18 protein-coding genes and 2 pseudogenes are annotated in these 22,231 nt (G+C 61.5%); 2 read left to right on the top strand and 18 right to left on the bottom strand.

What is annotated here, in order from left to right:
* Positions 1 to 108: 108 nt before the first annotated feature.
* The 4 genes and pseudogenes from AC19YT_RS17750 to AC19YT_RS17765 all read right to left on the bottom strand — a co-directional run.
* Entirely contained in the window at positions 109 to 1,149 is a 1,041-nt protein-coding gene (locus tag AC19YT_RS17750) for a hypothetical protein (RefSeq protein ID WP_500610727.1), read from the bottom strand.
* Positions 1,150 to 1,709: 560 nt separating this feature from the next.
* A pseudogene (locus tag AC19YT_RS17755) lies at positions 1,710 to 2,521 on the bottom strand (IS5 family transposase).
* Positions 2,522 to 2,624: 103 nt separating this feature from the next.
* Complete coding sequence (locus tag AC19YT_RS17760; protein ID WP_500610728.1) at positions 2,625 to 4,421, bottom strand: hypothetical protein; 1,797 nt, start codon at positions 4,419 to 4,421, stop codon at positions 2,625 to 2,627.
* A 172-nt stretch (positions 4,422 to 4,593) separates the two neighbouring features.
* Positions 4,594 to 5,424: pseudogene (locus tag AC19YT_RS17765) on the bottom strand (IS5 family transposase); the annotation flags it as partial.
* Positions 5,425 to 5,679: 255 nt separating this feature from the next.
* On the opposite strand from AC19YT_RS17765, the gene AC19YT_RS17770 reads away from it, so the two are divergent.
* Positions 5,680 to 6,483 (top strand): helix-turn-helix domain-containing protein, encoded by an 804-nt coding sequence (locus AC19YT_RS17770; protein WP_500610729.1) that lies wholly within the window; start codon positions 5,680 to 5,682, stop codon positions 6,481 to 6,483.
* Positions 6,484 to 6,619: 136 nt separating this feature from the next.
* Positions 6,620 to 7,627 (top strand): Ldh family oxidoreductase, encoded by a 1,008-nt coding sequence (locus AC19YT_RS17775; RefSeq protein ID WP_500610730.1) that lies wholly within the window; start codon positions 6,620 to 6,622, stop codon positions 7,625 to 7,627.
* A gap of 61 nt (positions 7,628 to 7,688) precedes the next feature.
* Here AC19YT_RS17775 and AC19YT_RS17780 read toward each other — a convergent pair whose 3' ends face one another.
* From AC19YT_RS17780 to AC19YT_RS17845, 14 genes are all read right to left on the bottom strand, one after another.
* Positions 7,689 to 9,269, bottom strand: a complete 1,581-nt coding sequence (locus AC19YT_RS17780; RefSeq protein WP_095110057.1) for an aldehyde dehydrogenase (NADP(+)) — start codon at positions 9,267 to 9,269, stop codon at positions 7,689 to 7,691.
* A 234-nt stretch (positions 9,270 to 9,503) separates the two neighbouring features.
* Positions 9,504 to 10,421 (bottom strand): dihydrodipicolinate synthase family protein, encoded by a 918-nt coding sequence (locus AC19YT_RS17785; protein ID WP_095110055.1) that lies wholly within the window; start codon positions 10,419 to 10,421, stop codon positions 9,504 to 9,506.
* A gap of 125 nt (positions 10,422 to 10,546) precedes the next feature.
* On the bottom strand, positions 10,547 to 11,575 hold the full coding sequence (locus AC19YT_RS17790) for a trans-3-hydroxy-L-proline dehydratase (protein WP_500610731.1): 1,029 nt from the start codon (positions 11,573 to 11,575) through the stop codon (positions 10,547 to 10,549).
* 108 nt (positions 11,576 to 11,683) lie between these two features.
* Entirely contained in the window at positions 11,684 to 12,406 is a 723-nt protein-coding gene (locus AC19YT_RS17795; RefSeq protein WP_095110051.1) for an amino acid ABC transporter ATP-binding protein, read from the bottom strand.
* On the bottom strand, positions 12,399 to 13,049 hold the full coding sequence (locus AC19YT_RS17800; protein WP_095110049.1) for an amino acid ABC transporter permease: 651 nt from the start codon (positions 13,047 to 13,049) through the stop codon (positions 12,399 to 12,401). The genes AC19YT_RS17795 and AC19YT_RS17800 overlap by 8 nt, the downstream gene beginning before the upstream one ends.
* 10 nt (positions 13,050 to 13,059) lie before the next feature.
* Positions 13,060 to 13,725, bottom strand: a complete 666-nt coding sequence (locus AC19YT_RS17805) for an amino acid ABC transporter permease (protein ID WP_095110048.1) — start codon at positions 13,723 to 13,725, stop codon at positions 13,060 to 13,062.
* Positions 13,718 to 15,499 (bottom strand): cis-3-hydroxy-L-proline dehydratase, encoded by a 1,782-nt coding sequence (gene lhpI, locus AC19YT_RS17810; RefSeq protein ID WP_500610732.1) that lies wholly within the window; start codon positions 15,497 to 15,499, stop codon positions 13,718 to 13,720. Before lhpI ends, AC19YT_RS17805 begins: the two co-directional genes overlap by 8 nt.
* Before the next feature lie 10 nt (positions 15,500 to 15,509).
* Positions 15,510 to 16,328 carry an ABC transporter substrate-binding protein gene (locus AC19YT_RS17815; protein WP_095110045.1) on the bottom strand — a complete coding sequence of 273 codons (819 nt, stop codon included), beginning with the start codon at positions 16,326 to 16,328 and terminating at the stop codon, positions 15,510 to 15,512.
* Positions 16,329 to 16,798: 470 nt separating this feature from the next.
* Positions 16,799 to 17,548 carry an AraC family transcriptional regulator gene (locus tag AC19YT_RS17820; RefSeq protein WP_095110043.1) on the bottom strand — a complete coding sequence of 250 codons (750 nt, stop codon included), beginning with the start codon at positions 17,546 to 17,548 and terminating at the stop codon, positions 16,799 to 16,801.
* A gap of 68 nt (positions 17,549 to 17,616) precedes the next feature.
* Positions 17,617 to 18,873: an FAD-dependent oxidoreductase gene (locus AC19YT_RS17825; RefSeq protein WP_500610733.1), complete on the bottom strand. Its 1,257-nt coding sequence runs from the start codon at positions 18,871 to 18,873 to the stop codon at positions 17,617 to 17,619.
* Entirely contained in the window at positions 18,870 to 19,106 is a 237-nt protein-coding gene (locus AC19YT_RS17830) for a (2Fe-2S)-binding protein (RefSeq protein WP_095110040.1), read from the bottom strand. The genes AC19YT_RS17825 and AC19YT_RS17830 overlap by 4 nt, the downstream gene beginning before the upstream one ends.
* Entirely contained in the window at positions 19,099 to 20,214 is a 1,116-nt protein-coding gene (locus AC19YT_RS17835) for an NAD(P)/FAD-dependent oxidoreductase (protein ID WP_500610734.1), read from the bottom strand. The genes AC19YT_RS17830 and AC19YT_RS17835 overlap by 8 nt, the downstream gene beginning before the upstream one ends.
* Positions 20,211 to 21,143 (bottom strand): 4-hydroxyproline epimerase, encoded by a 933-nt coding sequence (locus tag AC19YT_RS17840; RefSeq protein ID WP_500610735.1) that lies wholly within the window; start codon positions 21,141 to 21,143, stop codon positions 20,211 to 20,213. The genes AC19YT_RS17835 and AC19YT_RS17840 overlap by 4 nt, the downstream gene beginning before the upstream one ends.
* 387 nt (positions 21,144 to 21,530) lie before the next feature.
* Complete coding sequence (locus tag AC19YT_RS17845; protein ID WP_095110035.1) at positions 21,531 to 22,202, bottom strand: GntR family transcriptional regulator; 672 nt, start codon at positions 22,200 to 22,202, stop codon at positions 21,531 to 21,533.
* Positions 22,203 to 22,231: the final 29 nt, after the last annotated feature.

Consider the following 22,231-nt stretch of genomic DNA (forward strand, 5'->3'; position numbering starts at 1 on the left):
CTGAGTCAGCTGCCGGTAATGCGTAGTCATCTGCGCTTGAATCCTTCGGTGTGAGAGCCTGGATTCTACCGGTGGCTGGCTCTCTGCCTCTCGTTTCAAGCGTTGCGCTTATTCTATGAATTCAGGGAGGAAAAGGTACAAGAGAATGGAACATAACAGTGAAGCGAAAATAAAACTGAAGCGGGTTTGTTGTGGGTCAAGTTTGTTTTTGTATATCTGAAAAGCAATATAGCCCAGTGCGCAAAAAATAGCGGCGACCAACAATATGGTTATCGAAAAAGCCAACACCGGCTGGTTGATGGGGAGCATCAGAGAACGTGCGATTTTCCCCATGATGTAGAGCCAAAAATCCGATTCCCAAGGAAATGCCATAGGGACCGATTTTTTATGTATGCCATGTTGAACGCCGACAATAACCCATACTTGAGCGGCGGTTGCTATCAGCGATGGCAGCAGTAACGTCCAGCCAGTAGTCCGGATTCTGCTTTTATCATCAGCGGCAATCACGAAGAACTGCATCGCGATCGCGACCAAGCTGGTACCCAGCATCGCGAAGGCTCCGCTGGTGTAAGAGAACCCGGAAATCAGTGCAAGGATGAACAGGGTTGGTATTACCCAACCCCGCGCCCATGTCTTCGAAAAAGTAACGAACAACACACCGAGCAAGCAAACCAGAGGGATCGCCTGATGGTAGGCGAGATTCTGCAAGCCCCAGTAATTATCTGGCTGCAACATCAAGAGGGTCAGGCTGAAACTCAGGGCCCTGATGATCTTGTTATCAGTGCAAAAGCAGATAAGACGCCATTGAAGGTAGGTCAGTGAGCCGAGTACCAACACCATGGAGAGGAACTGGTAGGCGATCCCGTTGCCACTCAGATATCTCACTGCAAGCGAGTCAAGGGACAGCCCCACCGGTGAAAGTGTATCGTTGGCTGACGTCATCAAGTATGGCAGGTCAAGCCGTCCCATTCCTCCATCGGCGTATTGCCGCCAGTCATCTGCATAGGGGAGATTCAAGCCATATTTCAACCAAGTAATGGCGTTTACGACCAAACTAAGAATGGGTAAACCAATTAAGATGTAACCTAGAAATGTCGAATTCCAGAATTTATCTTTTAAAATGCTGTGTCGTGCATGTTCTAGGCGCATGTGCCTGACGTTCCTTTGTAGTGTTGTGGGGCGAATTCAAAGACCGAAGTTATCCAGAGGTGTGGCGATGCCGATGTTCGCGATTGGCGGCTTTTCATATGCGAAAAGCTGCTCGGGTGCGGGAGGGTGGTAGTAGTCCGCGCTGGACATTGATTTACGCTTTTCGCCGATTCTGAGGCCTGCGTTCGCAGGCATATCAACGAGGTAAAAATGGTTTTCCGGCAACGGTCCGGTTCACTGACAGAGTCCTGGCGCATGATGGTTACGCCTTGATGCCTGCTGACTGAATCGGTAGGTCTAGCAAAAAATACTCCTTTATGTTATTGCTCATTGCGCTGCGGGCGGATGGTAGCATGTTGCCCTCGTTTACGATTGTATAGGTTTTGAGCCAGAGCTATGCACCATTTCACTAAGGATGCTCTGAAATAGCTGGATTTTTTCCCGCTATCGAGTCGTCAGCACTTTTCAAAAAAACGACGCACGTCGAAATTTGCTCAATCCTCTTCGTTTTCCAGCTCTTTCGGCCGCTGCAAAAAACGTTGCAGCGATCATTTCCTGCATCACATGTGCACCTCTCCTGCCTTCGCCCACAAATATCGGCGCGCCATCCACAGGTTCGGCAGGGTGAATAACGTCACCATTTGTGCGCTGTTCTTGGTCAAACCCCGAAAGCGCACTTTTTCATAGTCAAACTGACGTTTGATTACCCGAAATGGATGCTCGACCTTGGCCCGAACTTGGCCCTTGGCCTTCTCGATCTTGCGTATCGCCTTGTACAAGACGTAGCATTTTCTGTGTTTTTTGTAAGGGCCGCGTCGGGCTGTAATCTGCCAAATGACCCCACGTCCCGCGTGTTCTTCGCTTTTTTCGACACCGACATAACTCGCACCGAGGCACATCATCTTTTCCTCGCCATGCAGTAGTTTTTTGACCTGTGTGACGTCGACAACATGGGCCGCCGTGACCATCACACTGTGCACCAAGCCTGACTCGTCGTTGGCGCCGATATGGGCTTTGGCGCCTAAATAATAAGGGTTACTTTTCTTGGTCTGATGCATTTCTGGGCCGCGCTTGCCATCCTTGTTCATGGTCGAACCAGGCGCCTGAATCAATATGGTATCGACTATGGTGCCTTGACTCAGCGATACACAACGGTCGCCCAGATAGCTATTAATCACACCAAGAATCCCGCTGGCCAACTCATGTTTTCCCAATAGGTGTCGGAAGTTAAGAGTGGTGGCTTCATCCGGGACACGCTCCAGGGTCGGACCGAAAAACGGACGCAGGATGGTTCGCCTTTTGGATAATGCGGTTCGATCAGGGCAATCAAACCCTTCCAGGGTGATACTTGATCCATCTTGTTTAGGAACAATTCCTTTAAGGTCTGCTTACGTTTGCCAGTGTACTCGGCATCACAAAGGTCATCAGTTCATCATCAAAAAGCTCGCACTGCTAAATTAGGGTTTTTCCAGAGTTTATTTAAGGTTGTATTCGTCTAGAGATGCTAATATCTCTCTTAATAGAGTGCCGCTGTCAGTATAATAATCTATTTGGTCGATTTTTGATTGGTCATTCGATAAATCGTGTATGTGGTCTCGGTTGATTCGCTTCGATTTTTTGTGGATGGCCGTATCCATATCATCAGTCCAAGCATTAGACGTGTGCGTAAGCCCGGGTTTTCCACATATTCGATCAATATGCATAGAGCCCGTACTGTTGTTTGAAATGAAAAAGTCTACGATTGATCCGAGTGCAATTTTTTCTTCGGATGTAAAGCCTATGATGGAAAATATAGGTGTGTCGTCTGGCACTGCTTCCACGATCTCCGAAAAAACAGTTTCATCACTAGAGATCTCCTTCAAATCATAGTCGCTAGGTTTGATAGGTGAGGTCCATCCGTCAATAAAAAATGTGGCCTTGGGGTAGCGCTTCAAAATCCCTGATATCGCATCGCTGATTTCTTTGATCTGATTTGTTAGTTTCCTTTTTTGGCTGGTTATCCCGAACCAAAATATAGGGCTCATTCGGCTAGCGTGTTCTATTAATGAAGTGGCGCGATTTCTAGTGTTTTTGCATTTTGTAATTAATAGGTTGTCTAAGGCATTATATTCTTTTAGAGTGCTTTCATCTTTAAAGTTAAAATCTGTGAAGCCCGGGAAAATGCTGAAACCAGGCGCATTTAATTCGTAGATACACTCTTCGGTAGTAAGGATTTTTTCCGTGGTCTCCAGGCCGAATAAATTGCGGACTGAGTAATATGCCTGTGATTTGTCAAGTAGGATGTTGGTTATTTTTGATAACGCCTGGGAGTTGTAAAGAATCCATAAGCCGTATGATATGTCGTATAGGAAATGATAGGGCCGTGAATGAATGCAGGCCAAGCCATTAAATCCCCCTGCCGAATTTCTGCTAGAAAGTATGCCGGAAGCGATTATGATATCGCGAGCATGCTTTGTTGGTGTGGTAGTTGGTTTTGCAAAAATGAAATCATATTTAGGTGCGTAAAGAGCGTCGAATACAGAAAAATGCTGAACTATGTAAAAAAAATCGCCAGTGGATTCGTCTACAAATTTAAGATAGTTGAATGGGGGGGCGTAGTAAGAATCATTGCAGTAAGCATGTCCATTGGAGTATAAAGATTTTATTGTTATTCTGTTTTTTTCTAAGGCCATGCTGACGGCGCTTATCAAAAAATCTTTAGTTGAAGATGATTTGATGAACTCTTTTATTCGGCTCCTGCATTCAAGATCTTCATCGAAAAAATGATCTAGCGACTCAACTTTTGTTGCTAGTTTGTTGTGCGGATAATAGTCAATAATCTTGTGTGCTAACAGTTTGGCCTCGTTTGCGGTGTGTCTAGACTCCAGAGTATGCATCCCTTTCCAAAGTTCAAAGTCATGAGGATATTCATGGCTTTCAAGGCTGAGTGTTACGCTTGAAAATACTGAGTCATCCACAATAAAGTTTATGACCGCCTCGCCCGTGATTTCAAATGAAAAGCCGCATATTTCACTTACGTTAATCTTTCTACTGTTTAGGAAGTGTTCTGCTACGTCTTTTCGGGCGCGATTTGGAATCCCTTTGTTTTTAAATTGGCCCTGAATGCACTCTATTTGTAAGTTTTTTTCTTGTGTAGTGGATAAAAACCATCCGCTGAAGATAGTGGTGTTTTTGTTTGGTGAGATTCCTAAGGAAGGGCTGTCTATGCAGAGTGAAACGTCTTCCATGGTGAGGTTATTATGTTGTTCGGTATTTAAAATGTTATATAACACCCTGATGCTCCTGCATGTCAGCTAATGATGCTCTGAAATAGCTGGATTTTTTCCCGCTATCGAGTCGTCAGCACTTTTCAAAAAAACGACGCACGTCGAAATTTGCTCAATCCTCTTCGTTTTCCAGCTCTTTCGGCCGCTGCAAAAAACGTTGCAGCGATCATTTCCTGCATCACATGTGCACCTCTCCTGCCTTCGCCCACAAATATCGGCGCGCCATCCACAGGTTCGGCAGGGTGAATAACGTCACCATTTGTGCGCTGTTCTTGGTCAAACCCCGAAAGCGCACTTTTTCATAGTCAAACTGACGTTTGATTACCCGAAGTGGATGCTCGACCTTGGCCCGAACTTGGCCCTTGGCCTTCTCGATCTTGCGTATCGCCTTGTACAAGACGCAGCATTTTCTGTGTTTTTTGTAAGGGCCGCGTCGGGCTGTAATCTGCCAAATGACCCCACGTCCCGCGTGTTCTTCGCTTTTTTCGACACCGACATAACTCGCACCGAGGCACATCATCTTTTCCTCGCCATGCAGTAGTTTTTTGACCTGTGTGACGTCGACAACATGGGCCGCCGTGACCATCACACTGTGCACCAAGCCTGACTCGTCGTTGGCGCCGATATGGGCTTTGGCGCCTAAATAATAAGGGTTACTTTTCTTGGTCTGATGCATTTCTGGGCCGCGCTTGCCATCCTTGTTCATGGTCGAACCAGGCGCCTGAATCAATATGGTATCGACTATGGTGCCTTGACTCAGCGATACACAACGGTCGCCCAGATAGCTATTAATCACACCAAGAATCCCGCTGGCCAACTCATGTTTTCCCAATAGGTGTCGGAAGTTAAGAGTGGTGGCTTCATCCGGGACACGCTCCAGGGTCGGACCGGAAAATGGACGCAGAATGGTCGTCTCATACAACGCATCTTCCATCGCAAGGTCGCTGTAGCCGATCCAGTTCTGCATCAGGTGCACACGCAGCATCGAATAGGCCGGACGACCACCTTCACATTGCCCCACGTTTAATCGATATCACGGTAAATCTGATCAGAATAATTCCCGCATGCTTGTAGGATGCATCGCGGCGCGAAGGGTACGGGGGCTTCAGGGGCGATGCAAGTGTCGTATACCTCAAGGGGCTGAAAGGGAGCGACCTCCGCCTGCCCACGAGCCCTACTTCCTACGGCGCGTTGCCCACCCATTGGGCTGGCTCTGGCCTGGTAGGTCGGCGCCAGCCCTACAAGCAATTGCCGAGGTTGGTCCATGACTGAAAACACAAGCATTTCACACGCCTTACCCACGTCAGTGGGGGCCCAGTTACGCCGCTTGCGCCTACGCGCCCGCCTGAGCCAATTGGACCTGGCCCTGCAATCAGGCATTTCCCAGCGCTATTTGAGCTGCATAGAAACCGGCCGCGCCCGTCCCGCGCCGGCGACGCTGCATGCGCTGTTCACAGCCCTGGATACGCCGCTGGCGGAGCGTAATGCAGGGTTTCTGGCGGCTGGCCATGCGCCGCGTTATGCGGCGTTGCCCCTGAGTGACCCGTCGATGGCGCTGGTGCGCAGTGCCATTGGTCATGTGCTCAAGGCGAACAATCCGGCGCCGGCGATTGTCATCGACAGTGGCTGGCAGGTGCTGGCCGCCAATACGGCGACCGCGGCGCTGTTTGCTTTGATGGGGTTGCCGGTGGATTCGGCCGGGGGCGGCTTTAACCTGCTGCACACGCTGCTGGCGCCCGGGGGGCTGGGGGATTACCTGGTCAACCCCGAGGAAATCCGCGCGGTAGCTTGGCAGCGCGCCTCCCGCGAGGCGTTGCAAGACGCCGGGTTGGCCAGCCTGTTGGCGACGTTGCCGACGCCCGGTGACATGGCTGCGATGGCCGATGGCGCGATCAGCCCGTTGCTGCTCACGCGCTTGCGTTCACTCCAAGGCGAGCTGCGTTTCCTCTCGACCTTCACCACGTTCGGCATGCCCCAGGACATCACGGTCGCCTCCTTACGTATCGAACACCTGATTCCCGCCGACGAGGCCACTTGGCAAACCATGACAGCGGCCTGTGCTGCGTGAGGCGTGTAGCAAGCGGGCTGGTCGGTTTTGTACATCCGTTGGGCTGTGCCGAGTTCGTCATCCCAAGGGGCTAAAGCGATCAAGCCGCGCCTCCTGGCATGGGGCAGGCTGGACGGTCTGTCCAAGGAGTTGATTTATGATCCGATTGACCCTGATCGAGGCCCGCGAGCTGGCCGAATCGATCCTGTTACATAACGGTTTCAGTGCGGCCCAGGCCCAGGCCGTGACGGACACGGTGGTCGCCGGGGAGCGTGATGGTTGCGCCTCCCATGGCTTGTACCGCGTGCTGGGCTGCGTCAATTCCCTGCGCGCGGGTAAGGTGGCGGCCAACGCCGAGCCGCAAGTCGTCGACCAGGCACCGTCGATCGTGCGGGTCGATGCGGCGGGTGGGTTTTCCCAATTGGCGTTCAAGGCTGGGTTGCCGCTGCTCAAGGAGAAAACCCAGGCCACTGGCATTGCGGCTCTGGCGATCAACCGCTGTGTGCACTTTTCCGCATTGTGGGTGGAGATCGAGCAGTTGACCGATGCGGGCCTCGTGGCCCTGGCCTTCACCCCCAGCCACGCCTGGGTGGCACCGGCGGGCGGCAGCCAACCGGTATTTGGCACCAACCCCATCGCTTTCGGTTGGCCGCGCGCCGGCAAGAACCCCTTTGTCTTTGATTTCGCCACCAGCGCCATTGCCCGGGGCGACATTGAGCTGCACCGTCGCACCGGCAAAGCCATCCCCGAAGGCTGGGGCGTAGACGCCCAGGGCCAGCCGAGCACCGACCCTAACGTAGTGCTCGACCACGGCGCGATGCTGACCTTCGGCGGGCACAAGGGCTCGGCCCTGGCGGCGATGGTGGAGTTGATCGCCGGGCCCTTGATCGGTGACCTGACCAGCGCCGAGTCCCTGGCTTATGACGCGGGCAGCAAATCCTCGCCTTATCATGGCGAGCTGTTGATTGCCCTGGACCCCAAGCGCTTTTTGGGGGACGCCGCCGAGCAGCACCTGGCCCGGGCTGAGGGGGTGTTCGAGAGCATTCAGGGGCAGGGCGCGCGCTTGCCGTCGCAACGGCGCTATGAGGCGCGGCTGCGCAGCGAGGTAGAGGGAGTGCAGATCCCGCAGGCGTTGTACAACGACCTCAAGGCCTTGCTGGCCTGAGCCAGGGCTGTGCCTCTGTGGGAGCGAGCAGCGCTTGCTCCCACAGAGGCCGCAGGGACGGCTACAACGCGTGTCGCCCACTGACCCCGTCAACCAACCGCTCAATCCCCAACGGATTGGCGTTTTGCAGGGCCTGGGGCAGCAGGCTGTCCGGGCAGTTCTGGTAGCACACCGGGCGCAGGAAGCGGTCGATGGCCAGGGTGCCGACCGATGTGCCGCGGGCGTCGGAGGTGGCGGGGTACGGGCCGCCGTGGACCATGGCGTCGCACACTTGCACGCCGGTCGGGTAACCGTTGAACAGCACCCGGCCGACCTTTTGCTCCAGCAACACCAGCAGGCCGGCGTGGGTTTCCAGGTCGTGGGGTTCGCCGATCAGGGTGGCGGTGAGTTGGCCGTGCAAGCTGGCGAGGGCGGCGTGCAGTTCGGCGCTGTCCGCCACTTCCACCACTATCGTGGTCGGGCCGAAGACTTCTTCCTGCAACAGCGGATCGCCCTCAAGCAGCAGGCTGAAGTCGGCCTGGAACAATTGCGGTTGCGCCTGATTGCTGCTGTGTTCCTGGCCCGCCAGGTGGCGGATGCCGGGGTGTTCGAGTAACGCTCGCACGCCTTTTTCATAGCTGGCGCGGGTGCCGGCGTTGAGCATGGTTTGCCCCGGTTGGGCGGCCATCAGGGTGCTGAGTTGGGCAGTGAATGCGCTGAATTGGGGCGAGCGCAGGCCGATCACCAGCCCAGGGTTGGTGCAGAACTGGCCGCAGCCCTGGACCACCGACGCCACCAGTTCACGGGCGATCTGTTCGCCGCGCACCTGTAGCGCCTCGGGCAGCACCAGCACCGGGTTGATGCTGCTCATTTCGGCGAACACCGGGATCGGTTGCGGCCGGGCGGCGGCCATGTCGCACAGGGCACGGCCGCCCTTGAGCGAGCCGGTAAAACCCACGGCCTGGATGGCCGGGTGCTTGACCAGGGTTTCGCCCACGCCGGCTCCGTAGATCATGTTGAACACACCCTTGGGCATGCCGGTTTGTTCGGCGGCGCGCAGGATCGCATCGGCCACGCGCTCGGCAGTGGCCATGTGGCCGCTGTGGGCCTTGAACACCACCGGGCAACCGGCCGCCAGCGCGGCAGCGGTATCACCACCCGCGGTGGAGAACGCCAAGGGGAAGTTGCTGGCGCCGAACACGGCCACCGGGCCCACGCCGATGCGGTACTGGCGCAGGTCGGCGCGGGGCAGGGGTTGGCGCTCGGGCAGGGCGCAGTCGATGCGCGCGCCGTAGAAATCACCGCGGCGCAGCACCTGGGCGAAGAGGCGCATCTGCCCACTGGTGCGGCCGCGCTCGCCTTGGATACGGGCGCTGGGCAGCGCGGTTTCGCGGGTGACCAGGGCGACGAAGTCGTCATCCAGGGCATCGAGTTGTGCGGCGATGGCGTCGAGGAACTGCGCCCGGCGGCTGGCGGGCAGGTTGCGAAACGCGGGGTAGGCTGCGGCCGCAGCCTGGGCGGCGGCGTCCACTTCGGCGGCGGTGGCTTGCACGAAGCTATAGGGCAGGGCCTGGCCGGTGCTGGCGTCGTGGCTGTGCAGGGTGACGGTACCCGCGGCGCTGCGGGCGCCGCCGATGTAGTTGTGGCCGAGGATCTGGGGCATGAACACTTCCTCTGGAGAAGATGGAGGTTGCGCCGCCTCTTGTAAGAGAGGGCTTGCCCGCGATGACAGAACATCCGCCAACAATGATGTTGAAGGTGATGCCCTCATCGCGGGTAAGCCCGCTGCCACAGAGAGGGGCAGTGGTTTGCCGTTTTTCTTAGGCGAGGGAGTTCCCCGCGCGGGCAGTTTGCGCGGCTTTGTCATACCTCGCCTCGGCGCCCGCCCGGGAATCACTCAGAGACCGACGTCCGGCAGGTGCGGGCGGTTGGCCAGGGCCTTGGCCATGATCTGCTCGACGTATTCACGGTCTTCTTTGGGCAGGGCCAGGCGTGGCGGGCGGGTCAGCGCGCTGCCGCGCCCGGCGATGGCTTCGCACAGCTTGATGCACTGCACCAGGTCGGCGCGGGCATCGAGGTGCAGGATCGGCATCAGCCATTCGTAGATCGGCATGGCTTCGGCGAAACGCCCGGCCTTGGCCAGGCGGAAGATGGTTTCGCCTTCTTTGGGGAACACGTTGGACATGCCCGAAACCCAGCCCTCGGCGCCCACTGCCATGCTTTCCAGGACCACGTCGTCGAGGCCGGCGAACAGCACGAAGCGGTCGCCCACTTCATTGCGGATGTCGATGAAGCGGCGGGTGTCGCCGGACGAATCCTTGAAGCACACCACGTTGTCGCAGTCGGACAGGGAAATCAGGATGTCCGGCGTCACGTCGTTTTTGTAGATCGGTGGGTTGTTGTAGACCATCAGCGGTACGTCGGCGTTTTTTGCCACGTAGCGGTAGTGCTCGGCGGTCTCGAATGGCTTGGAACCGTAGACCAGCGCCGGCATCAGCATCACCCCATCGACCCCGGCCTTGCGCACCGCGTTGGCGGTTTTCGCCGCCGCCACGCTGGTGAACTCGGCCACGCCGCAGATCACCGGCACCCGGCCGCGGGAGGCATCGACCGCGACTTCGGTCACAGCGATTTTTTCTTCGGCGGTCAGGGAGGTGTTCTCGCCCACCGAACCGCACACCACCAGGCCCGACACGCCATCGCGGATCACGTTGGAGATCACTTGGTGGGTTTTCTCCAGGTTGATGGAGAAGTCGTCATTGAATTGAGTGGTCACCGCGGGGAACACGCCACTCCAGGTTACGCGCTTGCTCATAATTGCCTCCGGTTGTCTATTTTGTATTTCGTATACGATATTTGATGCGTTGAACTTAGGCCAAGACTTTTTTCGGGTTATTTTTTGCGTCGCTTATTTGTTCATAAAAAACAGCGGTTTAACGCTCAGGCGCCGGGCCAGGTGTCCGACAGTCGGTAGCCCTGGGGCCAGGGGTCGTCAGGGTCGAGCAGCAATTGGTGGGTGCCGGTGATCCACGCCCGCCCGGCAATACACGGGTAGATCGCCGTGCGCCCGGCCACTTCGGTGACCGAATCGATGCGGCAATGGAACTCGGAATCGAGGATCGAACGGCCGATAAAACGCTCACCCACCCGCATCTGGCCCTTGGCGTGCATCACCGCCATGCGCGCCGAACACCCGGTGCCGGTGGGGGAGCGGTCGATCTTGCCGGGTTGGATCACCACCGCGTTGCGGCCGGTGGCGATGCCGTTTTCGTGGACGATGGGCGCGGCGAGTTGGCAGAAGGAAATATGCGACCACTCGGGGTTGAGCGGGTGCACGAAGCCCAATTGCTCGTTGGCGGCGCGGGTGATTTTCAGCCCCGTGGCCACCAGGTCTGCCGCTTCGTCCGGGGCAATGGTGAAGCCCAGGCTTTGGGCGTTGGCAATCACGAAACTGTCGCCGCCGTAGGCCGTGTCCACCTGGAGTGAGCCCAGGCCCTCGACCTCGATCCAGGCGTCGAGGCGGTCAGCGAAGGACGGCACGTTTTTGATCTCCACCCGCTGCACCTTGCCGTCTCGGCACTCGGCCACGGCTTCGATCAGCCCGCCGGGGGCTTCGAGCACCAGGCGCGTCTGCGGCTCGGTCATGGGCAGGATGCCGCTGTCCAGCAGCACGGTGGCCACGCACAGTGAATTGGAACCAGACATGGGCGGGGTGTCGGCCGGTTCCATGATGATCCACGCCATCTGCGCCCGTGGGTCTTTGGCCGGCACCAGCAGGTTGACGTGGCGGAACACCCCGCCGCGCGGTTCGTTGAGCACGAAGTTGCGCAGGGTCTGGTCCTGGGCGATCCAGCGCGACTGCTCCCACACTGTCGCCCCCGGCGGCGGCGCGATGCCGCCGACAATCACATCGCCGACTTCCCCTTCGGCGTGACAGCTGACCACGTGTACCACTCTGGATGAGCGCATTGGCTGCTTGCTCCTTGGTTGTTGGTGGGGGGTCTATTGCGGGCAGGCCCGCTCCCACAAGGATCCAAAAATCTGTGGGAGCGGGCTTGCCCGCGAGGGCGCCCGCGGCTATTTCACCGACTTGAGAAACGCCGCCGTCTCCGGCTGCGTCGGGTTGCCGATGACCTGGTCCGGCGAGCCGATTTCGTGCACCAGGCCATTGCGAAAGAACGCCACGCGGTCGGACACGTCGCGGGCGAAGCGGATTTCGTGGGTCACCAGCACCATGGTCATTCCGTCCTCGGCGAGCATGCGCATGGTGTCCAGTACCTCGCCCACCAGTTGCGGGTCCAGGGCCGAGGTGGCTTCGTCGAACAGCATGTAGTCCGGCGACATGGCCAAGGCACGGGCAATCGCCATGCGTTGCTGTTGGCCGCCGGACAGCTTGCCGGGGAAGGTCTTGAGCTTGTCGCCCAGGCCCACGTGGGTCAGTTGCTTGACCGCCAGTTCCTCGGCCTCTTGCTTGGTTTTACCCAGCACCTTGCGCGGCGCCAGCATCACGTTTTCCATCACCGTCAGGTGGGGGAAGGCGTTCCACTGCTGGAACACGATGCCGATCTTCTGGCGCAAGCGGTTCAGGTCCGTGGCCTTGCTGTGCACCTCGATGCCGTCGACGCGGATGCTGCCTTTCTGGATTGGCTCCAGGCCGTTGATGCACATCAGCAGGGTGGATTTGCCGGAGCCGGAGCCGCCGATGATCGACACCACTTCACCTTTGTTCACGGTCAGGCTGACACCCTTGACCACTTCCAGGTCGCCGAAGGATTTGTAGACGTTGTCGATCTCAATCATTTTCTTGCCACCTTCTTTCCAGACGAGCGCCCAGGCGAGCGACCACCAGGCTCATGACGTAGTAGATAAGGCCCGCGATGCACAGCACCAGCAGGGGTTCCTGAATGCGGGTGACGATGGTTTGCGAGGCGCGCAGCAGTTCGACGATGCCGATCCACATCACCAGCGCGGTGTCTTTCATCACGCTGAGTACCAGGTTCAGCCACCCGGGGAAGGCCACGCGCGAAGCCATCGGCAGCACGATCCAGCGCAGGTCCTGCATATAGCTCAAGCCCAGGGAACGGCTGGCCCGGCGCACGGTGGGCGGTACCGAGAGCACGCCGCTGCGCACGATTTCGGTGAAGTACGCGGCGGCGTACACCCCCAGCACAATGCAGCCGACGCTGAAGGCGCTGATGTTCAGGCCCACGATGCTCTTGAACGAGTTGAACAGCACGAACTGGATCAGCAACGGCACGCTACGGAACACGTCCAGCACCCACGCCAGCGGCAGGCTGGCCCGGGGCAGCAGGGCGCGCAGCAGGCCAAACAGCAACCCGGCAAACGAGCCGAGCAGGATCGCCCAGAACGTCAGTTGCAGGGTCACCCAGGCGCCATCCAGCAAAAACAGCAGGTCATTCCAGGAAAAACTGGTGGAAAACATAGGCGCGTCCTCAGTAACGGAACAGCCGCCAGGCCATCAGCCGGGCTACCGCTACGATCAACTTGGCAATCAGGTAATACAGCACCGCGGCGAGGGCGAAGTATTCAAAGGTGCGGAACGTCTTGACGTTGTAGTCCTGGGTCACGCCGGTGAGGTCGTTGTTCAGGCCCACGATCACCCCCAGCGACGTCATCAGCACCGCCCAGACCATTTGGTTGGTCAGCGGGTAGAAGACGATGCGCAGCAATTGCGGCACGACGATCATCCGGTAGGTCTGGAACGCGCTCATGCCCAACGACCGTGCGGCGCGGATCTGCGTGCCGGGTACGGCCTTGAGGCCGCCACGGAAGTTTTCCGCCAGGTAGCCGGCGTTGTTGAAGGTGATACCGGCCAGCAGGGCCACCCAGGAACTGACGTGCAGGCCCAACGAACCCAGGCCGAAATACAGCACATAGATCTGGAACAACGACGGCGTGTTGCGGGCAATCGACACCCAGCCGTTGCCGATGCCGCGCAACAGTGGGTGGCGGGCTTCGCGCATGACCGTCAGGGCCAGGGCGATGAGCACGCCGAAGATCATCGACAGCGCGGCGGTCTCGAAGGTGACCCAGGCGCCGGCCAGCATGTCCGGCAGGGCACGCAGGGCCGAGCGCCATTGGAAGGTGTAGTCAAACATGCGCGGGGCTCTCCAAAGGGGCGGCAGGTTGCAGCCAGGCAGGCAGGTGACCGCTGGCCCGGGCCGTGCAGGCCGCGTCGACGCACTCGCCCAGGCTGGCGAAATGCACCGTGCGCCCGGCCAGGCCAGGGGCGTAGTGGGCGTACTTGCCCGAGTTGGTCATCAACGTGCGCGCGGCGGGTGGAATCACCGGCTCGCCGAGCATGCACCAGCACGTGTCGGTGACCAGGGTCACGCCAAAGCCTTCGAGCACGGCGATGTGCCCGGCGGCGCGGGCCTGCTCCAGCACGGCGCGCCCGCAGGTGATCGCCAGCACCACATCCGGGTGGCAGCGGCGGCCGCTACACAGGCGCGCCAGGGCCGCGAACTCGCTCAGGGAAAAGTGCGGGTTGCCCAACGACACCACATCCACCTGGCTGTCGCGGGCGCTGTTGAGTTCGCGCCAACTGAGCAGCAGGTCCTTGAGGGCAATGCGTTCCACCGCCAGGGGTTGGTCGGCGTCCAGCACGGCGGCCGGGTCGAGGGCTTCGGGGGTGACCCCGGCGATATGGAACAACGGCGCCGCCGAGGTGGTGGCGAACGCCGCGCCGAAGGCCTTGAGGTCATCCAGCGACGGCTGGGCGGCGGCCAGGCCCAGCACCAGGGGAATGCGCGAGCCGGCAAGGGCGCCGACGTGGTAGCCCAGTAGCGGGTAAAAGGCATCGTCCAGGGTGCCCAACTGGGGTAACTCGATGAGCAACTGGGCTTTGCGCCGGGCCTCCAGGTGGCAGCCGATCAGCGGCGCGCGGCCGGTGAGGGCGATGCAGATGTCGAGGTAGTCCGGGTACTTGAGGGTGCGCGCGCCGAGCACGCTGTTGGCGTACACCACCGCATTGGATTCGGCCCAGACGATCTGTTCGCCGGCCTTGGGCGCGCTGTCGAGTAAATACGGCGCGCAGGTGAAACTCAGGCTCGCGCCCATCGCCATGTAGGCATCGCCCAACGCACTGGCCGGTACGCCCAGGGCCGGGTCGATGCCCAGTTCCCGCCAGCGGCGCTGGTCTACGGAGATGGAATTGAGGGTGGTCGGCACCCGCACCTTCGCGCCCCATTGCACCAGTTGCTCGGCAAACCGCAGGCTCGCCGGGCCGGTGTAGATGCAGCCGTCGATATGGGCCTGGGTGATGTCCACCAGGGCGGTGGCGCCTTGCAGCGCGGCCATGCGCAAGACGATCTGCATTGCCACTTGCGCGGCTTTGCCGTGCTCGCCCGCCAGCAGGCTGCGGTCCAGGCTGGTAAGGGCCAGGGCGGTGTCGCCCGGGGTGGTGTCAGTGAGTGGCGCTGAACCCTGCCAAGGTTCGACCGGGAGCTGCTCGTACAGCGTCAGCGCCGTGCCATCGACCCGCGCAAAGGCGTGGCCGCGCAAGGCGGCGAACGCCTCCCGGCCGATGCATAGCACCGGCAGGGAACGCTGGAAAATGGTCTGCGCCACGAGCACACCCAGGGTCAGGATCTCATCGGGCTCGGCCAGCACCAGGGCTGCCGGTGCGTGGCCGTTGCTGATGAGTTCCATCATCACACTGCTGCCGGTGCAGGAGCCGCGGCCGCTGGGGATGGCCAGCACGCGGCCAGCCAGGTGCGCGCCGCTGAGCGGGTGGTGACGGTCAATCACCTCGCCGCTCGCCGAATCGACACCGCCCCAGAAACTCAAGCCTACATCGGCAAACAGCAGGGCGCCTTGGGCGGCGCCCGCGACCAGGCTACGCCCGGTCAGGGAAGTGGGTTTGCCAGGCATGGCCGACACCTCAGTAGTAAACCTTCGGCACGGTCAGGTCGGCGGGGGCGATCTCGGTGCCGACCCATTTGACGAACAACTCGTTGTAGCGCCCGGTGCGCACTTGCTGGTTGACGAACAGGTTGAGGTAGTTGAGCAGGCCGTACTCGTTGCGCTTGGCGCCCAGGGACACGTAATCGACCACATACGGCGCGTTGCCGGCCACTTTCAGGCCCTTGTACTTGCCCGACTTGATGGTGGCGGCGGCCACGGTGTTGGTGACCACGGTGGCGTCGATATGGCCTTGGGCCACGGCCAGCAGGGTGTCGTTCTGCGACTGATAGGCGCGGAAACTGCCGGTGCCCCATGACTTCACGTCTTTTTCCAGGGCGATGGCTTCATAGGTGCCGCTGGTGTTGCCCAAGGGTTTGCCCTTGATGTCGGCGAAGCTGTTGATGCCCGTGTTGTCGCGGGTCAGCACCACCATCTGGAAGGCGAAGTAAGGCACGGTCAGGCCCACGGTCTTGGCCCGCTCCAGGGTGTCGGAGGTGGAGGCGACGATCACATCGGCGCGGCCGGACACCAACGCCGGGATGCGGTCGGGGAACGGCGTCTCGACGATCTCGGCGTCCACTCCCAGCACCTTGGCCAGGTCGTTGCAGTAGTCCACGTCGAAACCGGCGGGTTTGTTGGCCTCGTCACGAAAACCCATGGGCGGGAAGTCCAGGGTCACGGCACAGCGCAGCTTGCCGGAACCGATGATGTCATCGAGTTTGTCGGCGTGAGCGGTGGCCATAAAGGAAGAACTGAGAACAGCGCTGAGGGCTACGGCAAATGCGGGGTTTTTCATAGAGGCCTCGTGGTGGGGAAAGTGCTGTTGGCTATCGTATTGGGAATTTCGTATACGATATTTATTTAGCAATCCGCGTGCCTGTTTCTGATATTTGCCGGTAATTTTTAACTGGGCCTTATGGCGTATGTCCTACAAGGCTGCGCTACAAAGCGCGGAATGGAGGCGGGTGGGGCGTAGGGTAAAACCGGGTGTTACATAAGGGAGCATCGCCCCACTGTGGCGCGCTTTAAAGGAACACCTGGGGCATGGGCCTGTACGTGATCTTCTGTGCAAGTGGGCTGGCCTGGGCGGCGGTATTTCTGGCGCGGCTATGTCGGCCGCATCGCGAGCCGGCTCGCTCCCACAGGGTTGTGTGTGGGGCTTTGGGGGCCACTTTCGTGGGCGCGAGCCTTGCTCGCGATGGCGGCCTTCTGGGCAGTGATGATCTGTCGGCGGTATGGGCCCCATTGCGGGCAAGCCCCGCAGTGTCAGCGATGGCTCTCGCGGTACTGGCTCGGCGATAGCCCAGTGAGGGCGCGGAATTGGCGGCTGAAGGCGCTGTGGTCGGTGTAGCCGCAGCGCAGGGCGATGTCGGTGATGGGCAGCTCGTGTTCCAGCAGCAGGCGCGAAGCTTCTTCCAGGCGCGCCTTGTGGATCATCTGCCGGGGCGTGAGCTGGAAGATCCGCTTGCAGTGGCGCTCCAGTTGCGCCACCGAGAGCCCGGCCAGGGCAGTCAGTTCGGCCAGGCTCACGGGGCGGGCGAAATGCTGGCGGATGTGGGCGTCCACCGCCGCCAGTTTGGGGAACGCCGGGTGGCTGGACTGGGGCAATTGCAGGTCGCGGGAGATCCCGGCCAGGCCGACGATGCGCCCCTGTTCGTCGCGCAGGGCCAGTTTGTGGGTCAGGCACCACACCGGTTGGTTGCCGAAGTACAAGTGCAGCTCCAGTTGATCGGCCAGTTCCCGGCCGCTGGCCAGCACGCGGCGGTCCTGCTCGGTGTAGAGCGGGCCGAAGCGTTCGGGGAAGACGCTTTCGGCGGTGCGCCCCAGCAGTTCATGGCGGTGTTTGAAGCCGCAGCGCCGGGCCAGGGTTTGGTTGACGAAGGCGTAGCGCGCCTGGTCGTCCTTGATGAAGAACACCACGTCCGTGAGGGTGTCGAGCAGCGGCGCGATGGGTTGCAGGCTGCGCAGCAGGCTGGGCAGGTCGCACGGCGTGAGGCTGTTGAGCGAGACGTACATGGCGTGGCAGGCCTGATGGGGACCTGCCGGATCATAGTGACTCGCCGGTGCCGCGCAAAGCCTTGGTTTCATGCCGGCGGCTGGTCGTCGAGGCTCAGCAGGGTTTGGATGCGCGCCGGGCTGAACGGTGGCCGTGGCGCCGGGGCCTGCCAGCCGAACAGGTGCGCCGTGGCACCGCCGCACACCCGGCCCTGGCACGCGCCCATGCCGCAGCGGGTGGCCAGTTTCGCCTCGCGCCATTGGCGGTGCTGGGCGAGGGCGGCATAGGGCACGTCTTCGCAGCGGCACACCAGGGTGTCGTCGGCGGCCAGGGTCTTGAGTGCCGGGTCGAGGGCGAAGGCGTGGTGCAAGGCGCGGGCAAAGCCCTGCCAGCGGGCGCGGGTCGGCCACAGGCGCCGCGCCGCGTCCTGCTCGCCCACCGCCGCAAGCCCGGCGATGCGGCCTTCCACCAGGGCCAGTTCACTGCCGCCGAACCCGGTGCATTCCCCGGCCGCGTAATGGTCGGCCAGGCTCGCCGCTTGCCAGGGGTCCACCGCCAGGGCCTGGCCGTCGAGGGCATAGCCCAGGGCCTGGCCGAGCTGGGTATTGGGGATCAGGCCAAAACCGCAGGCGAGGCGCTCGCATTCGATTTCGACGATTTTGCCCTGCTGGTGCAGGCGCACGCCTTCGACGCGGTGGCTGCCCAGCACCGCGACCACGTGGCTGGCGGTGCGGTAATGGCGGTCGAACAGGGCGAACGATTGCAGCCATTTGCGCGGCCAGCGCGGCAACTGCGCGGCGAACCCGGCTACGGCCGCCCGCGAGGCCTGCTCGGCGATGCGCAACACTTGGGCGCCGTTGTGCCGCGCGGTGGCGGCGCTGGCCAGTAGCAACGGGCCGCTGCCGGCGATCACCAACCGCTCGCCGTGTACCGGCACGCCGCCCTTGATAAGCGCTTGCAGGCCGCCGGCGCCGGTTACCCCGGGCAGGGTCCAGCCGGGGAAGGGCAGCAGGAGTTCGCGGGCGCCGGTGCACAGGATCAATTTGTCGTAGGCCAGGGTCCAACCGCGCTCCGGGTCTTCCACCAGCAGAGCCTTGGCCCCGGCGCTGGCGATCACCCGGGTGGCCGGGCAGTGGCGGATGTTGGCGCACGCGGCCATGCGCTCGCGCATCGCGCGGGCCTGGGCGGGCAGGCTGGCCTGGGGGCCGTCGCGCCAGATTTGCCCGCCGGGCAATGGGTTGTCGTCCAGCACCACGATGCGCGCACCACTGGGGGCGGCGGCGAGGGCGGCGGCCATGCCGGCGGGGCCGGCGCCGATAATCAGCAGGTCGGCGAATGCGTTCATGGCCGGGTCTCCACGTGCATGCCGTCACGGCACAGGGTCTGGCAAGCCAAGCGGCGCTGGCCGTCGATGGTGACGCGGCATTCCTGGCACACGCCCATGCCGCACAGCGGCGCACGGCGCTGGCCGCTGACCGAAGTGCGGCTGCTGCCGTCGCCGCCCAGGGCCAGGGCCGCCGCCACGCTGGTGCCGGCGGCCACGTGCAGGGCACGGCCGTCGAGGGTCAAGTCAGGCATGGGGCGGTTCTCCGAGAAAGCGTTGTGGCGAATAAGCGTGCGGTGGCAGCGGTGGCGGCTCATTGAACAGCTGTGCCACCAGCAGGTCAGCGGTGCCGGGGGCGGTGGTCACGCCCAGGCCTTCATGGCCCACCGCCAGCCACAGGCCGGGGCGGTGCGGGTGCTGGCCCACCAGGGGCATGCCGTCGGGGCTGGCGGCGCGAAACCCGGTCCAGGCGCGGATGGCGTTGAGGTCGGCCAGGCCCGGCATGTACTCGGTGGCGCGCTTGAGCATCTTGGCCAGCATCCAGCCTTCGACTTGCGGGTCGGTGGTGCCGAACTGCCGCGAGGCGCCGATGAACAGTTGCCCGGTGGGGCGCGGCTGGATGTTGCACGCGGTGGACGGCCCGCTGGCGTTGTGGGCGCTGGTGACGTAGCCCAGTTCCACCAGGGTGTGGGTGACGGTGCCGGGGTAGCGGTCGGTAATCAGCAGGTGGCCTTTTTTCGGTTCGATGGGCAGTTCCGGGCACAGCGCGTTGGCGGCAATGCCATTGGCCAGCACCACGGCCTCGGCGCCGAGCCAGGTGCCGTCGGCCAGGCACACGCGGTTGCCGTCCACTTCCACCACCCGCGCCTGGCGCTGGCGGATGTTGGCTTCGTCGAGCATCCACTGGGCGGTGGCCGGGGCGTAAAGGATGCCGTCACCGTGGATCAACAACCCGCCCTCCAGGCCTTCGCGCAGGGCCGGCTCGCGCTTGCGCAGTTCGGCGCGGCCGATCAACTCGCAGGCTTCGCCGTGGTCGCGCAGGTTCAGGTGTTTGCTGTGGGCCACGGCCATTTCTTCGGCGTTGGCCGCCAGCCACAGGGTGCCGTTGCTGCGGTAGGCGCAGCCCTGGGGCAGGTCCTGGGCGATGTGGCGCCAGCGCCGCAACGAGTATTGGCTCAGGGCCAGTTCGGCGGGGTTGTCGTCCAGCACCAGCAAGTGGCCCATGCCGGCGGCGGTGGCGCCGGGCAGGCCGGCGTCCAGCACCAGCACACGCAAGCCGCGCCGGGCCAGGCCCTGGGCGCAGGCGGCGCCAATGATGCCGGCGCCGATAACGATGACGTCGGCCACGGCGCCCGGACTCATAGGCGGATGCCCCAGGCGAACGGGTCGTCCTGGTCGATCAGCAGGGTGGCTTCGGCGCTGATGTAGGCGCGGCCGCGGATGGTCGGCACGATGCGCTCGCCGTCCACCTCGAAGGAGCCTTCAAACTCGCTGCCGATCACACTGGCCTGGCGCCAGATCTGCCCCGCTTGCAGCTTGCCGTCGGCGGCCAGGCACGCCAGTTTGGCACTGGTGCCGGTGCCGCAGGGCGAGCGGTCGTAGGCCTTGCCCGGGCAGAGGACGAAGTTGCGGCTGTCGGCGTGGGGGTCGGCGGCGAACAGCTCGATGTGGTCGATCAAACCGCCGTCTTCGCCACGGATGCCCTGGGCCTCCAGGGCTTGCTGCACGGCGTAGGTGTAGGCGGTGAGGGCGTCGAGGTTGCGCCCGTTGACCTCCAACCCATGGTCGCTTATCAGGAAGAACCAGTTGCCGCCCCAGGCCACGTCGCCGACTACGGCGCCGATGCCGGGCACGTCCAGGGCCAGGGCCTGGCGGTAGCGATAAGCCGGTACGTTACGCACGCTGACCGAGTGGTCGCCGTGCAGGGTGGCCTCCACCGTGCCCACCGGGGTTTCGATGCGGTGCACGCCTGGGCCGATCTTGCCCAAATGGGCCAGGGACGCCACCAGGCCGATGGTGCCGTGGCCGCACATGCCCAGGTAGCCGGTGTTGTTAAAAAAAATCACTCCGGCACAGGCCGTGGGGTCCACGGGCGCGCACAACAGCGCGCCCACCAGCACATCGCTGCCCCGGGGTTCGAGCACGCACGCGGCGCGCCAGGCGTCGTGCTGCTGGCTCAGCAACTGGCGGCGTTCGGCCATGCTGCCATTGCCCAGGTCAGGAAAACCGTCGATCACCAGGCGCGTCGGCTCGCCGCCGGTGTGGGAGTCGATCACAGAGATGCGTTTCATCAAGGGGCCACGTCCGTTCAGGTAAGTGGCTTGCAGAGTGGCCTGCGCCGGGGGGCGGCGGCTTGATGGATTTAGTGGCGACGGATGACGAAATCGGCACAGTGATGGGGCGTGGCGGCGTGCCTGCCGACCGCGCCTCAGGCTCTATCGCGAGCAGGGGCTCGCTCCCACAGAGAAAAAATGAACGCCTGCCATCAATCCCGCCCACATTGTGGGAGCGGGCTTGCCCGGGATGAGGCCGGGGCAGGCGATGCACTTTTAGCAGATGCAATGCCGCCATCGCGAGCAGGCTCGCTCCCACCGAGGAAAAATGAAAATCTCACCCACACCACAGTTCAACTGTGGGAGCGAGCCCTGCTCGCGATGGCGGCCTATGGCAGGCGTGTTTCAGTTGGCCCGGGGCAAGTGTTCGAGCAGGGTGGCGCAGACGCCGGCGATGTGTTCGTCCAGCAGGGCCACGGCGCGTTCCACGTCCTTGGCGCGGCAGGCGTCGAGGATGTCGCGGTGTTCGTGGTCGGCCCGCTCCTTGCCCGCCGAGAGGCTCATTTGCATGCGCAGGTAGCGCTCCAGCTTGTCGTTGACCGAGCGGATCAGGCTCACCAGAAACGGCCGCTGCGCCGGTTCGTAGAGGCAGGCGTGCAGTTCCCAGTTCAGTTCGGCCCAGCGGCCCACGTCGTTTTCGCCGATGAATTCCTGGCAGATGCTTTCGGCGCGGGTAAAGGTTTCTTCGGTCATGTTGGGGATGGCCAGGCGCAGCACCTTGTCTTCGAGCAGCATGCGCACCTCGAACATCTGCGCCAGTTCCGGCTCGGAAATACGCGTGACCATCGCCCCGCGGTTGCGCTGGAAGATCACCAGGCCTTCGGCCTCCAGGCGTTTGAGGGCTTCGCGCACGGGGATTTTGCTGACATTGAACTGGCGGGCGATGTCGTCCTGGCGGATCGGCTCGTCCTCGTCGAAATGCCCGGCGACGATGGCGTCGCGCAGGTGCCGGGTGATGATTTCCGAAGTCGAAGGCGTGTTGCCCAGGTCCGGCGCGTTGAGTTTAGGTAGGGTCACGGTGGCGATCGTTCGAAGTGAGGTGCGGA

The organism is Pseudomonas sp. MF08875 (assembly GCF_059862525.1).

Excerpts from the sequence above, each read along its gene's own strand:
- AC19YT_RS17750 (WP_500610727.1), bottom strand. The coding sequence starts at position 1,149 with ATGCGCCTAGAACATGCACGACACAGCATTTTAAAAGATAAATTCTGG.
- AC19YT_RS17770 (WP_500610729.1), top strand. The coding sequence starts at position 5,680 with ATGACTGAAAACACAAGCATTTCACACGCCTTACCCACGTCAGTGGGG.
- AC19YT_RS17775 (WP_500610730.1), top strand. The coding sequence starts at position 6,620 with ATGATCCGATTGACCCTGATCGAGGCCCGCGAGCTGGCCGAATCGATC.
- AC19YT_RS17780 (WP_095110057.1), bottom strand. The coding sequence starts at position 9,269 with ATGCCCCAGATCCTCGGCCACAACTACATCGGCGGCGCCCGCAGCGCC.
- AC19YT_RS17785 (WP_095110055.1), bottom strand. The coding sequence starts at position 10,421 with ATGAGCAAGCGCGTAACCTGGAGTGGCGTGTTCCCCGCGGTGACCACT.
- AC19YT_RS17790 (WP_500610731.1), bottom strand. The coding sequence starts at position 11,575 with ATGCGCTCATCCAGAGTGGTACACGTGGTCAGCTGTCACGCCGAAGGG.
- AC19YT_RS17795 (WP_095110051.1), bottom strand. The coding sequence starts at position 12,406 with ATGATTGAGATCGACAACGTCTACAAATCCTTCGGCGACCTGGAAGTG.
- AC19YT_RS17800 (WP_095110049.1), bottom strand. The coding sequence starts at position 13,049 with ATGTTTTCCACCAGTTTTTCCTGGAATGACCTGCTGTTTTTGCTGGAT.
- AC19YT_RS17805 (WP_095110048.1), bottom strand. The coding sequence starts at position 13,725 with ATGTTTGACTACACCTTCCAATGGCGCTCGGCCCTGCGTGCCCTGCCG.
- lhpI (WP_500610732.1), bottom strand. The coding sequence starts at position 15,499 with ATGCCTGGCAAACCCACTTCCCTGACCGGGCGTAGCCTGGTCGCGGGC.
- AC19YT_RS17815 (WP_095110045.1), bottom strand. The coding sequence starts at position 16,328 with ATGAAAAACCCCGCATTTGCCGTAGCCCTCAGCGCTGTTCTCAGTTCT.
- AC19YT_RS17820 (WP_095110043.1), bottom strand. The coding sequence starts at position 17,548 with ATGTACGTCTCGCTCAACAGCCTCACGCCGTGCGACCTGCCCAGCCTG.
- AC19YT_RS17825 (WP_500610733.1), bottom strand. The coding sequence starts at position 18,873 with ATGAACGCATTCGCCGACCTGCTGATTATCGGCGCCGGCCCCGCCGGC.
- AC19YT_RS17830 (WP_095110040.1), bottom strand. The coding sequence starts at position 19,106 with ATGCCTGACTTGACCCTCGACGGCCGTGCCCTGCACGTGGCCGCCGGC.
- AC19YT_RS17835 (WP_500610734.1), bottom strand. The coding sequence starts at position 20,214 with ATGAGTCCGGGCGCCGTGGCCGACGTCATCGTTATCGGCGCCGGCATC.
- AC19YT_RS17840 (WP_500610735.1), bottom strand. The coding sequence starts at position 21,143 with ATGAAACGCATCTCTGTGATCGACTCCCACACCGGCGGCGAGCCGACG.